At 68.4% G+C, this 10,586-nt stretch carries 16 protein-coding genes; 11 read left to right on the plus strand and 5 right to left on the minus strand.

Annotation, left to right across the window (positions count from 1 at the left end; translation table 11 throughout):
- Window positions 1-271 precede the first annotated feature (271 nt).
- Window positions 272-1,102 carry a hypothetical protein gene (locus tag ACIHA7_RS38655; protein WP_397296967.1) on the plus strand — a complete coding sequence of 277 codons (831 nt, stop codon included), beginning with the start codon at window positions 272-274 and terminating at the stop codon, window positions 1,100-1,102.
- 4 nt (window positions 1,103-1,106) lie between these two features.
- Here the strand turns inward: ACIHA7_RS38655 and ACIHA7_RS38660 are convergent, their stop codons facing one another.
- Entirely contained in the window at window positions 1,107-1,304 is a 198-nt protein-coding gene (locus ACIHA7_RS38660) for a hypothetical protein (protein WP_397296969.1), read from the minus strand.
- 61 nt (window positions 1,305-1,365) lie between these two features.
- Window positions 1,366-1,572, minus strand: a complete 207-nt coding sequence (locus tag ACIHA7_RS38665) for a CsbD family protein (protein WP_107655425.1) — start codon at window positions 1,570-1,572, stop codon at window positions 1,366-1,368.
- Window positions 1,573-1,739: 167 nt separating this feature from the next.
- On the opposite strand from ACIHA7_RS38665, the gene ACIHA7_RS38670 reads away from it, so the two are divergent.
- From ACIHA7_RS38670 to ACIHA7_RS38715, 10 genes are all read left to right on the plus strand, one after another.
- Window positions 1,740-2,306, plus strand: a complete 567-nt coding sequence (locus tag ACIHA7_RS38670) for an RNA polymerase sigma factor (protein ID WP_397296973.1) — start codon at window positions 1,740-1,742, stop codon at window positions 2,304-2,306.
- Window positions 2,297-2,899, plus strand: a complete 603-nt coding sequence (locus tag ACIHA7_RS38675) for an Asp23/Gls24 family envelope stress response protein (protein WP_397296976.1) — start codon at window positions 2,297-2,299, stop codon at window positions 2,897-2,899. The genes ACIHA7_RS38670 and ACIHA7_RS38675 overlap by 10 nt, the downstream gene beginning before the upstream one ends.
- Window positions 2,896-3,273: an Asp23/Gls24 family envelope stress response protein gene (locus tag ACIHA7_RS38680; protein ID WP_397296978.1), complete on the plus strand. Its 378-nt coding sequence runs from the start codon at window positions 2,896-2,898 to the stop codon at window positions 3,271-3,273. Before ACIHA7_RS38675 ends, ACIHA7_RS38680 begins: the two co-directional genes overlap by 4 nt.
- 46 nt (window positions 3,274-3,319) lie before the next feature.
- A complete protein-coding gene (locus tag ACIHA7_RS38685; RefSeq protein ID WP_397296981.1) occupies window positions 3,320-3,637 on the plus strand; it encodes a hypothetical protein in 318 nt (105 codons plus the stop codon).
- A gap of 98 nt (window positions 3,638-3,735) precedes the next feature.
- Complete coding sequence (locus ACIHA7_RS38690) at window positions 3,736-4,239, plus strand: Asp23/Gls24 family envelope stress response protein (protein WP_397296984.1); 504 nt, start codon at window positions 3,736-3,738, stop codon at window positions 4,237-4,239.
- Window positions 4,240-4,428 (plus strand): hypothetical protein, encoded by a 189-nt coding sequence (locus ACIHA7_RS38695; RefSeq protein WP_135236158.1) that lies wholly within the window; start codon window positions 4,240-4,242, stop codon window positions 4,426-4,428.
- The gene (locus tag ACIHA7_RS38700; protein WP_397296988.1) at window positions 4,425-4,751 is read left to right on the plus strand and encodes an Asp23/Gls24 family envelope stress response protein; all 327 of its coding nucleotides are present in this window, start codon (window positions 4,425-4,427) and stop codon (window positions 4,749-4,751) included. The genes ACIHA7_RS38695 and ACIHA7_RS38700 overlap by 4 nt, the downstream gene beginning before the upstream one ends.
- Window positions 4,748-5,284, plus strand: coding sequence for a DUF6286 domain-containing protein (locus ACIHA7_RS38705; protein WP_397296990.1), 537 nt, complete (start codon window positions 4,748-4,750; stop codon window positions 5,282-5,284). Before ACIHA7_RS38700 ends, ACIHA7_RS38705 begins: the two co-directional genes overlap by 4 nt.
- Window positions 5,284-5,859 carry an alkaline shock response membrane anchor protein AmaP gene (locus tag ACIHA7_RS38710; RefSeq protein WP_397296993.1) on the plus strand — a complete coding sequence of 192 codons (576 nt, stop codon included), beginning with the start codon at window positions 5,284-5,286 and terminating at the stop codon, window positions 5,857-5,859. Before ACIHA7_RS38705 ends, ACIHA7_RS38710 begins: the two co-directional genes overlap by 1 nt.
- A 347-nt stretch (window positions 5,860-6,206) precedes the next feature.
- On the plus strand, window positions 6,207-6,575 hold the full coding sequence (locus ACIHA7_RS38715; protein ID WP_397296996.1) for an STAS domain-containing protein: 369 nt from the start codon (window positions 6,207-6,209) through the stop codon (window positions 6,573-6,575).
- Between the two features lie 108 nt (window positions 6,576-6,683).
- On the opposite strand, the gene ACIHA7_RS38720 is transcribed toward ACIHA7_RS38715, so the two are convergent.
- The 3 genes from ACIHA7_RS38720 to ACIHA7_RS38730 all read right to left on the minus strand — a co-directional run bounded on the left by ACIHA7_RS38720 (window position 6,684) and on the right by ACIHA7_RS38730 (window position 10,139).
- Window positions 6,684-7,127 (minus strand): response regulator, encoded by a 444-nt coding sequence (locus ACIHA7_RS38720; protein ID WP_397296999.1) that lies wholly within the window; start codon window positions 7,125-7,127, stop codon window positions 6,684-6,686.
- Between the two features lie 70 nt (window positions 7,128-7,197).
- Window positions 7,198-8,922, minus strand: coding sequence for a CHASE3 domain-containing protein (locus ACIHA7_RS38725; protein ID WP_397297002.1), 1,725 nt, complete (start codon window positions 8,920-8,922; stop codon window positions 7,198-7,200).
- Window positions 8,919-10,139, minus strand: coding sequence for a PP2C family protein-serine/threonine phosphatase (locus tag ACIHA7_RS38730; RefSeq protein WP_397297018.1), 1,221 nt, complete (start codon window positions 10,137-10,139; stop codon window positions 8,919-8,921). The genes ACIHA7_RS38725 and ACIHA7_RS38730 overlap by 4 nt, the downstream gene beginning before the upstream one ends.
- Window positions 10,140-10,586 lie beyond the last annotated feature (447 nt).

The following is a 10,586-nucleotide window of genomic DNA, read 5'->3' on the forward strand; positions in this document are numbered from 1 at the left end:
CCGAGCACGTGCTGCATATCGTTCGCGGTCCGACAAATGGAACGCTCGGTTCGCTCATCAGACCGACGACTACCCCCGGCCGCCGTCCAGCTACAGCATTGGCTCCGTCGCGCTGAACGGGCACCGGCGGTTCTTGCTACAGGGATGAGTCTCCGGTCCGCGCCCTTCACTCACGTTTCATCGACGTCTCACGGGGTCGGGAAGGCGGGGAATCGGCGGTGCGGCGACCACTCGGGGGAAATTTCGGGCAGACGAAATCGAGGGAGATCCAATGGTCGACACTTTTTTCGCGGACGTGTCATATTTTCAGGTCCCGGTAGACGACTCCTATCCGCACGCGATACTCAGCTTCCGGTCCAACGACGGCGACTTCCGCGATGACAACTTCGTCGCGAATTACGAATGGGCTTGCCGGGCAGTCGATTCGGGACGCCTGGCGTGCTTCATCGTGTATTTCTACTGGCGGCCGAACTGGCTGGAAACCGTCGAAACGCACCGCGACATGGTCGCGCGTCTGGGCGGCCCGCACCCGCGGATGATCAGCATGATCGACGTCGAATCGGGCGGTAATCCCGGCGGCGATCACTCCGACGGCATCAACGCGTCGTACTGGAATCTGGTCGATTGGCTCGGCGACCGGCGGCGGGTGATCGCCTACGCGAACCGCGGCGACTTCTTCGACATGTGGGCGCACCGCCCGGATGGGGTGCGCGTGATCGGCGCGGGCTACGGCCGCAACCCGAATCTGCCCGGCCAGCTCGCCCACCAGTACACCGACGGTCAGGGCTTCGGCGGCGGTCTACCCGAGGGCTGCCCGCCGTTCGGCGACTGCGACATGAACATCGCCTACGACATGTCGCCCCAGGACTTCGCCGCGGTGTGCGGCGTCGGAATAGAGGAGGAATTCATGTCCGCATTGAACGAAATGGAACAGCGCGAGCTGCTGGACAAGACCCGGGAGATCTGGACCCAGCTGCACGGCCCCCAAGGCTCCGGCTGGCCGCAGCTCGGCCAGAACGAGAAGGGCCAGAACCGCACCCCGGTCGACGCGCTCGCGGCCGTCGAGGACGCGCTGCAAAGTCCGCGGAAGCAGGTCAGCTAGCTCGTCAAGCCTTGTGCGGCAAGATGATCAGCACAACGACAAGGCCGAGCATGATGGCGGCGGACGCGGCGACGGTCGCGACGACGGACCGGGTCATGGCGGCGACGCCGATGGTCAACGCCAGGCAGGTGGCCGCGGCCAGCAGTGCGGTGCCCGGTTCGACACCGGCGATTCTGGTCGGTCGATGATCAATCACAGTCATACCCTTGTTCGAGCCGGGCGGCGTGCGGCCGGATCAGCGGCCGCACGCCACGCGGGCCGGGCTACTTGCCCAGCGCGTTCTTGGCCTTGTCCACCGCGTCACCGATGGCGTCCTTGACGTTCTCGACCGCGCCCTTGACCGCGGACTCGACCTGGTCCGCCTTGCCCTCGGCGCGCAGGTCGTCGTCGCCGGTCGCGTTGCCCGCGGCCTCCTTGGCCTTGCCGCCGAACTCGTCGACCTTGTTGCCGATCTTGTCGCTCAGAGACATCGAAACCTCCGCTGTGTCGCGGCACATCCGGATTGGATGCACACGCCTTATAGACACGGCCGCTCAGCGAAGCGCACGCAGCAACCATTGAGACAACGATCACGTCATACTGGACGTGACGCTTTCCGATCCCCGGTGTCTACCTGATGAGCGGTGGAGGAGGTGCTGTGACCACGACAGAAACGGTTGCCGAGACCGCGCCTGACGATGCGACCCTGGTGAGCAGGGCGCGTGACGGCGACATGAGGGCCTTTGAACAGCTAGTCCTGCGCTATCAAGCGCAGATGTTTCGCCTCGCGGTCAAGATGCTCGCCGACCGCTCCGACGCCGAGGACGTCGTCCAGGAGGTATTTCTCGGTGCGTGGCGCAGACTGCCGCAGCTCAACGATGACGCCGCCTTCGTCGGCTGGCTGTATCGGATGACCACCAACCGTTGTTTGAATGTGATCCGGGCGCGTCGGCCGACGGTCGAGGTCGACCCGGAGACCACCGAATCGCCCCGCTCGGATACTCAACCCGAGCATGCCGTTCAGGTGAGCACTCAACTGGAGGCGTTGAACGCGGCGCTCCAACTGCTCACGCCCGAACAGCGCGCGTGCTGGCTGTTGCGCGAGGTGCACGGGCTGACCTACGAGGAGATCGGCGACATCGTCGAAGTGAACACGACGGCGGTGCGCGGCCGGATAGCCCGAGCACGAGCCCATTTGTCCGAGGTGATGAAACCATGGCGGTGAACGGAACGACGGAACAGGACTACCGGCTGCCCTGCGGCCGCGAGATCGAACATGTCTGGGATCGGCTCGACGCGGTCGAGGCGGGACTCGGCGATGAACACGAGAAGACCTGCCCGCACTGCCGCTCGGCCAGGGACAGCCTGCTGGCCCTGCGCGTCGCGACCAAGGAACTGATCGACGAGCCGGATCCGCCGCCGCCCGACCTGACCGGGCGCATCATGTCCGCGGTGCGCGCGGAGGCCCGCCGCGGCCGGACCCTGGTATTGCCCACCCCCGCGGCGGGCACGGTCGAGGTGAGCGAGCAGGCCGTCGCCACCGTGCTGCGCTATGCCGCCGATTCGGTGCCCGGTGTGCGCGCCAGGCAGTGCCGGGTGCGCCGGGTCGGGATGGGGATGGACGGCGAAACGGAGGTGGCGGTCGAGTTGGCCGTGGCCATCCGGTTCGGGCACACCACCGTCGGCGATGCGCTGCCACTGGTGCGCGAGCGGGTCACCGCCGCACTCGCCGCGCAGGTCGGTCTGGTGCTCACCACGCTGGATCTGGTGGTCGCCGACATCTATGAGGACGACGAAACGGGGGACGCGCAGCGATGACGACCGATGCTGTCTCCGAGGTGCGCGTCGAGGCGCCGGTCGTTGCCGCGGTGGCCGCGCGGGCGGCGTGTGCGACACCGGGCGTCATCCGCCTCGAACCCGGTGTGCGCGGGCTGGTCTCGTCGCTGGTGCGGGTCGGCAAACAACGCTTGACGAGCACCGACCCCGCGGCGTCGGAGGGTGTGCGGGTGCGCCGAAGCGCCTCCGGGGCGCTGAGGGTGCAAGTGGACGTAGTGATTTCGGCCGAGCGCGCCGCGGCGCTGATCGGTCACGCAGTGCAACAGGAGGTTTCGCGGGTGGTGTTCGAACAGACCGGGCAGACGGTCGAGGAGGTCTCGGTGTCGATTCTCGATATCGAGCCGGAACGGTCGTGAGCGGCGTGCGTCAACCGCTGAACCGAGTAGCTGTAAGGGCGGTGCCGTGACTTCCACCAGCGACCTCATCGCCGTGATCCTCGGCGCGCTGGACACGATCGACGGTATTCGCCCCGCGACACCCCTCGGCGGGGAGAGCCCGGCCTGGTGGCCATGGGACGCACGAGCTTTCGCGATCGACGTCGGCCCCGGCCGGGTGGAGGTGCGGGTCGCCGCCGCCGCATTGCCGTTGACGCCACTGCTGGAGAAGGCGACCGAAGCCGTGCGCGCCGCACTCGCGGGCACCGACTGGGCCGACGCCCGGCTGCGCCTGGTGGTGGCCGAACTCGACGCCGACGCCTTCGGCAGTGAGGGGGTTACCTAGCTCACACCGCATCGCCCGTGACGTTCCGGACCGGACAGGTGTCGATGTAGAGGAAGCCGATATCCGATGTACCGCAAGGGAAATCAGGAGGAGCAGCAATGAGCGCGACGACAACCACCGACAAGAGCACCGACAACAAGGCCACTTCGGACACCAAGACACCGGCGAACCGGGTATCCGCCGCCGGATCGCCGGACAAGGACAGCAAACTGGTCAGCGACCAGGGCACCACCTCCATCGCCGACGTCGTCGTGCAGAAGGTCGCCGGGCTGGCGGCCCGCGAGGTCCGCGGCGTGCACGATCTGGGTGGCGGCGCGGCCCGCGCGTTCGGCGCCATTCGCGACCGTATCCCCGGCGCGTCCACCAACATCGGCCAGGGCGTTTCGGTCGAGGTCGGCGAGACCCAGGCCGCCGTCGACCTGGAACTCGTCGTCGAATACGGCGTCGCCATCGCCGAATTGGCGAAGGCGGTGCGCCGCAACGTGATCAACGCGATCGAGCAGATGACCGGGCTGGACGTGGTCGAGGTCAACATCAACGTCAACGACGTGTACATCCCGGGTGACGACGAGGAACCCGAGCAGAGCAGCCGGGTGCAGTAGATGAGCGCCACAGCGATCTGCCTCGCGGTCGGTCTCGCGCTCGGCTTCGCCGGTGCGTTCGGCGGCTTCGGCGCCTTCACCATCGTGCTGTTGTTCGCCGTGCTCGGCCTGCTGGTCGGCCGCTGGCTCGACGGCGAGCTCGACCTGGCCGGGTTGCTCCAATCGGCGCAGGGCAAGGGCAGACGATGACCACCGCCGTCGTCACGGACGAGTATCCCGGCGTCCTCACGGTCGCGCCGCGCGCGGTCGAGCGGATCGTCGAGCAGGCCGCCCGCGAGGTGGCCGGCGTGGGTGCCGACGTGCGGGTCGACGCCGAGGTCTTCCCGGACCGCACCGCCCTGGCGATCCGGTTGCCGATCAGCTACCCGTCGCCGATCGGCCGGGTGACCGAGGAGTGTCGTGCCCATCTGGCCGACCGGACGCGGGAGCTGACCGGCCTCACGGTGACCGCGATCGACATCGTGGTGGCCGAGCTGACCACCGAAACCGTTGTGGGAAGGAGAGTCCGGTGATCCGAAGGTCGCGCCGAGCAGGTCCGGCGATCGTGGTCGCGGTGCTGCTGCTGGCCGGGTGCGTCGCGGTGACGGTGTCGTTGATCCAGCGCCTGGTCGGCGCGCACGAGTTCGTCTCCTACGACTCCGTCGCCGCCGACCTGCACGGCATGCAGTGGCACGACCTGCCGGTGCTCGGCGTCGGCATCGCGGCGATGGTGTTCGGCTTCGTGCTGCTCGCGCTGGCGCTGTGGCCCGGCCGGGCCGCGGTGCTGCCGCTCGCCGCCGACGACGGCATCTCCGCCGGGGTGACGCGCGGGGGACTGCGCACGGCACTGCGCAGCGCCGCAGGCACGGTCGACGGCGTCAGCTCCGCCCGAATCAAGTTGCGTCGCAAAGCGGTCAAGGTCGCCGCTCGCACCGATCGAGCAGGCTCAGAGGGCCTGCCCGAAGAGATCTGCGAGCGACTCACCCGTCGCGTTCAGGAGATCGGCCCGCAGCGGGTGCGCCACGTGCGCGCCAAGTTGCGGGGACCGAAGACAGGAGAGGCGTGATGGTGCGCACCAACCGTCCGGCCACGTTGAACCGAAGCTTGCTCGGGCTGACCGGCCTGCTCCTGCTAGCCGCGGGCGTCCTGGCCGTCGCCGCGCACTACGGGCGGCTGCGCTGGGTCCAGTCCGACGACACCGTGGTCCCCGGCACCGACGCACCGCCGACCTGGGTGCTGTGGGCCGCCGTCGCGGTCGCCGTGCTGCTCGGATTGCTGTGCCTGCGCTGGCTGTTGGCCCAGATTTTCCGAATGCCGAAATCGGTCACTTGGCGGACCGGCGGCACCGAGTGGGCAGGTACCACCGTGCTCGCCTCGTCGACCGCAGCGGCACCGGTCGCCGCGGATATCGAGAGTTATCCGGGCGTGCGCACCGCCGCTGCCTGGTTGTCCGGCGAGCGCACCGCGCCGGAACTGCACCTGATCGTGACCGCCGAACCGAGTGCCGACATCGCCGAGCTGCGCCGCAAGATCCTCGGCCACGCGGTCACCCGACTGCGTGCGGCGCTGGAGGTCGAGGTGATTCCCGTGACATTGGAGCTGGACTTCGCCGAGGATCGCCGACCCGCCCGAGTGCGTTGACAACCGGCCGCTAACCGGGTGCGACGGGGCACGATCGGCTGGCCTCGGGCAGGCATCAGCCCAGGTGGCCTCCGCGATCGCCGGAGTTTGCGCCCACTTCGCACGGTCCGCCGGTGCACCGGCGCGCCGCAGGCCCGGGCGGGCGCGGCAACCGAGGTCCGACTACGGTAGTTTGGCGAGTTGGATCATCTCCGCGCCGTGTTCGGGCGGGCGGAGGGTCGACGCGTCGGAGGTAGCGAAGTGGCGATGCCAGGCAACCGGTTTGGTGTAGCGGGCTCAGTTCGGTCGAGCCGAGGTGGAACGGCGCCCGTTGGCGTCGTGCGCGTCGGAGTCCAGGAGGAGGCCCGATGAGCACGGATGGCAAGGCCAAGAGCCTGGAGACGGACGTGCGATCGGTGGATTCCACCCGGATCCTGTCGCTCACCGGGGAGATCGATATGGCCTCCGCTCCGCAGTTCCAAGCAGCGGTGGACGAGGCCTTGCGAGATCAGCCGAACACGCTGGTCGTGGACCTGTCGCTGGTGGAGTTCTTCGGCTCCGCCGGATTGAGCGTGCTGCTCGTCGCCGCGGAGTCCTTGCCGTCGGGCCAGCTGCGCGTGGTTGCCTCGCCCCCGGTGCGCCGCCCGATCGAGGTGACCGGCTTGGACAAGCTGCTCAGCGTGCACAACACCGTGGACGACGCGCTGTCCGTCGAGCAACCGCGCCGCCCCGCTTAGGTCGAGCGGAACTGCCGGAGCCCGGATCGACGTAGCCCGGGACTGGATCTACCTGGTTGGGCTGGAGCAACGTTGCCGGGGTCTAGGGCAACGCGGTCCGGCGCCGAATCAGTGCAGTCGAGGAAGCCGGACGACCTGGACGAAGAAATCGTCGATGTGCTTGATCGCCGCGACGAACTGGTCCAGGTCGACCGGCTTCGTCACATACGCGTTGGCGTGCAGCTTGTAGCTGCGCAGGATGTCCTCCTCGGCCGCCGACGTGGTGAGCACGACCACCGGGATGTGCGACAGATCAGGGTCCGCCTTGATCCGCTCGAGCACCTGACGCCCGTCGTATCGCGGGAGATTGAGGTCGAGCAGGATGAGATCCGGCCGCGGGGCCTCCGCGTACTCGCCTTGCCGATAGAGGAAATCGAGCGCCTCCTGGCCGTCGTGCGCGACGTGCAGGGTGTTGCCGATCTTGTTGTCCTCGAACGCTTCCCGAGTCATCAACTCGTCGCCGGGATCGTCTTCGACGAGCAGGATATCGATGGGCTGACCGGGGATGGACAAAAGCAATCTCCTTGTGGTGTGGCTGACTCACGTTGGGGGACAGCCGGTTCGGTGAAATGGTAGAGCGGGATCAGCTCGCCGGGCTGGGTGAGCTGGTGTGATCGAGTGGACTGGCTTCGCCGTCCGCGCCGGCTGCGCTGAGCGAAATGGTTTCGCTGTATGCGGTGCCCTGACCGGACTCACCGGATGAGCCCGAATCGCCGGCCGGCTCGGAGTCGCGCTCCGGCACCGGCGAATTCAGCGTGAACCAGAAGCGGGTGCCGCCGGTGTACTCGGTGTCGAGCCAGATCTTGCCGCCGTGATGCTCGACGATCTTCTTGCACAGGGCGAGTCCGATACCGGTGCCGGTGTACTCCTCCCGGCTGTGCAGCCGCTGGAAGATCACGAACACCTTCTCCCCGAACTCGGGCGCGATGCCGATCCCGTTGTCCGACACCGAGAACAGCCACCCGCCGGTGTCGCCGTCCGGCACACACTCGAGCCGCACGACCGGCGACCGGTCGGGCGTACGGAACTTGATCGCATTGCCGATGAGGTTCTGCCACAACATGGTCAGCAAGGTCGGGTCGCCGGTGATCTCGGGCAACTCGTCGGGGCGTTCCAGCCGCAGATCGTTGTCCTCGGCGGCCGCAGCGAGATTGGTCATCGCCTTGTCCAGGGTCTGGTCGAGGCTGATCGGCACGTTGCCGTCGATGACCCGGCCGACCCGGGAGAAGGTGAGCAGATCGTTGATGAGCACCTGCATGCGCTTGGCGCCGTCCACCGCATAGGCGATGTACTGGGTTGCGCGTTCGTCCAATTGTCCGGCGTAGCGCTTCTCCAGCAGCTGGCAGAACGCGGCGACCTTACGCAGCGGCTCCTGGAGATCGTGCGAGGCCACGTAGGCGAACTGTTCGAGTTCGGCGTTGGAGCGGCGCAACTCCACAGTCTGGGCGTCCAGCTCGGTCGTCTGCTCGGCCAGTGCCGCCTCCTGGACACGCGAGGACGCCAACTCGGCGACGACCCGGCGTCGCATACTCTCCACCGCCTCCGCGACGGTGGCCAGGTCGGCGGGCCCGCGTGCGGCGATGTGGTGGTCGAAGTCGCCGTCGGCGACGCGCAACGAGGCGGCCTCCAGGTAGTCCAGTGGCCGCGCGACCAGCCTGCGCACCAGCAGGGTCAACGCGATCGCGGCCAGCAGGAAGGCGGCGACCATGCTTGCCAGCACGGTATCCCGCACGTCGCGGGAGTTCTCCAGCTCGGCGCGTTCCCGGTCGATCTCGGTGGTGAGGTCGGTGTCCTGCTTGGTGAACAGCGCGCGGACGCTGTCGAAGGCCGCCTTGCCCCGTGCGGCCGTCGGCGCATCGACGGCGTCGGTGCCGCGCGCGGCCACCGCGGTGGTCAACGGTTCGGCATAACCGGTGCGCCACTCGTCGGCCGCACGTTCCAGCGCGTCGAGGTCTGCGAGCAGCTGCGGGCGGCCCGCGAGCAGCTCACGGAGCTTGGCCGCGGCCCGTGCTTCCACCTGCTTTCCCTCGTAATACGGTGCGAGGAACTGCGAGTCGGCGGCGATGACGTAGCCGCGGATGCCGGTCTCCTGGTTGAGCAGCGCGCTTTGCAGGCGATAGGTCTCGGCGGTGGCGGGTTGCAGCCCATCCACCATCCGGTCGGCGACCCGGTTGGTCTTGGTGAGTTGATGGGCACCGATCGCGGTGCCCACGATCACCAGGATCACCATGAGGGCCAACACGAGCATGAACCAGCCCTGCACGGTCAGTCGACCGGCGATGGACTGCTTCCTGGGGGATGTCGTCATCGATTGTCCTGATTCAGGTCTCGGTGATGCCACTGCAAGTACATGACCGCCACGTCGTCCTCGAGGCCGCCGTGCGATTCGGCGAGCGCCTCGGCACGCCGGATCAGCTCGTCGACGAACACCGCGGGCTCCGCGACGGTGATGGTGCGGGCCAGCTCCAGCAGGCCTTCCTCACCGAGGCGGTCCTCGCCCGCCGCGGTGTGCCCCTCGAACAGTCCGTCGGTGAACAGCATCAGGCCGGAGCCGACGGGCAGCGTGATCTCGTGGGTGCTCCAGTCGGCGCGGCCGGGTAGGAAGCCGAGGGCGGGACCGCCCGGCACCTCCACCCAGTCGACCGCCGAGCTGGTACGCAACAGCATGCCGGGGTGCCCGGCCCTGGTCACCAGCACCCGATGGTCGTGCGGGCACAGGGTCAGGCTGGTCAGGGTGGCGAAGGTCTGCTTGCCTGCGCGCTCGGCGAGCAGCACCTCCTCCAGCAACCGCAGCTGCCGGATGCCGGAGATACCGCTGAGCACCAGGGTGCGCCAGGCCAGCCGCAGCGCAACCCCGGTCGCGGCCTCGTCCGGGCCGTGGCCCGCGACATCGCCGATCAGCGCGTGCACGGTGCCGTCGGCCTGCTGCACGACGTCGTAGAAATCGCCGCCGAGCAGGGCGTTGGCCCGGCCGGGGCGGTAGCGCGCCACGATGTCGACCGCGCGTTCACCGCGCAGCAACGGGGTTGGCAGCAGGCCGCGTTCGAGTCGCGCGTTCTCCTGCGCGCGCATCTGGCTCGCCCGCAGCGCCGCCGCGGCGCGTTCGGCCTGCTTACGCTGGATGGCGTAACGCAGTGCGCGACCGAATAATTCGGGCTCGATCCGACCTTTGATCAGGTAGTCCTGGGCACCCGCCGCGACCGCGGCCAGCCCGATCTGTTCCTGGTCCAGCCCGGTGAGCACCACCACCGCCACCTGGTCGGTGTACTCGCGCACCGTGGCCAGCGCCTCCAGCCCCTGCGCATCCGGCAGGTGCAGGTCGAGCAGCACGCAATCGGGCAGCTCGACGGCCAGTCGTTCGCGGGCCTCGGCCGCGGACCGCACCCACCGCACCGGCAGGCCGGGTGCGCCGTCGGCGATCAACTCCTCGACAAGCAGGGCATCGGCCTGATCATCCTCGATCAGCAATACCGAGAGGTCCGGCCAGTTCCAGACGGCGGCACGCTCGGGAGGACGCACCGGAATCGGAGCTTTCCCATGGGCCTTGCCGTCACTACCGCCGAGAAGGCTCACACGCCCACTCTGCCCGGAAAGCATCGACTCGGGTCTCCTTCCAATCCGCGTCAACTACTCGGTCGCCGTGACACACGACTAACGCGGAGTACCCACAATCGCGAGGCGCACCCTCCGGGCCTTGTACCGCACGACGTAACAACATTACCGTCCCGAAACAGTGGGTCCGGCCGCCGACCGGATGGGCGGGTGTGGCGCACAACTCGGTGTCCCCCTCGATCGACGCAGCTCACAGCTGCTGGAGGCGAGTATGCACCGCAGGCTGCGGTTGATCATCGAACCTGCGGTGTGGGGGGGGGGGGGGGGGGGGGGGGGGGCGGGGGCGGGGGGGGGCGGGGGGGGGCGGGGGGGGGGGGGGCGGGGCGGGCGGCCGCGCCGCCGCCCGCCCCGGACGGCGGC

It is taken from the genome of Nocardia sp. NPDC052316 (assembly GCF_044547795.1).
In the GTDB taxonomy this organism is placed as follows: Bacteria; Actinomycetota; Actinomycetes; order Mycobacteriales; family Mycobacteriaceae; genus Nocardia.

Coding starts and splice junctions, on each gene's coding strand:
- ACIHA7_RS38655 (WP_397296967.1), top strand. CDS start 272: ATGGTCGACACTTTTTTCGCGGACGTGTCATATTTTCAGGTCCCGGTA.
- ACIHA7_RS38660 (WP_397296969.1), bottom strand. CDS start 1,304: ATGACTGTGATTGATCATCGACCGACCAGAATCGCCGGTGTCGAACCG.
- ACIHA7_RS38665 (WP_107655425.1), bottom strand. CDS start 1,572: ATGTCTCTGAGCGACAAGATCGGCAACAAGGTCGACGAGTTCGGCGGC.
- ACIHA7_RS38675 (WP_397296976.1), top strand. CDS start 2,297: ATGGCGGTGAACGGAACGACGGAACAGGACTACCGGCTGCCCTGCGGC.
- ACIHA7_RS38680 (WP_397296978.1), top strand. CDS start 2,896: ATGACGACCGATGCTGTCTCCGAGGTGCGCGTCGAGGCGCCGGTCGTT.
- ACIHA7_RS38690 (WP_397296984.1), top strand. CDS start 3,736: ATGAGCGCGACGACAACCACCGACAAGAGCACCGACAACAAGGCCACT.
- ACIHA7_RS38695 (WP_135236158.1), top strand. CDS start 4,240: ATGAGCGCCACAGCGATCTGCCTCGCGGTCGGTCTCGCGCTCGGCTTC.
- ACIHA7_RS38700 (WP_397296988.1), top strand. CDS start 4,425: ATGACCACCGCCGTCGTCACGGACGAGTATCCCGGCGTCCTCACGGTC.
- ACIHA7_RS38710 (WP_397296993.1), top strand. CDS start 5,284: ATGGTGCGCACCAACCGTCCGGCCACGTTGAACCGAAGCTTGCTCGGG.
- ACIHA7_RS38715 (WP_397296996.1), top strand. CDS start 6,207: ATGAGCACGGATGGCAAGGCCAAGAGCCTGGAGACGGACGTGCGATCG.
- ACIHA7_RS38725 (WP_397297002.1), bottom strand. CDS start 8,922: ATGACGACATCCCCCAGGAAGCAGTCCATCGCCGGTCGACTGACCGTG.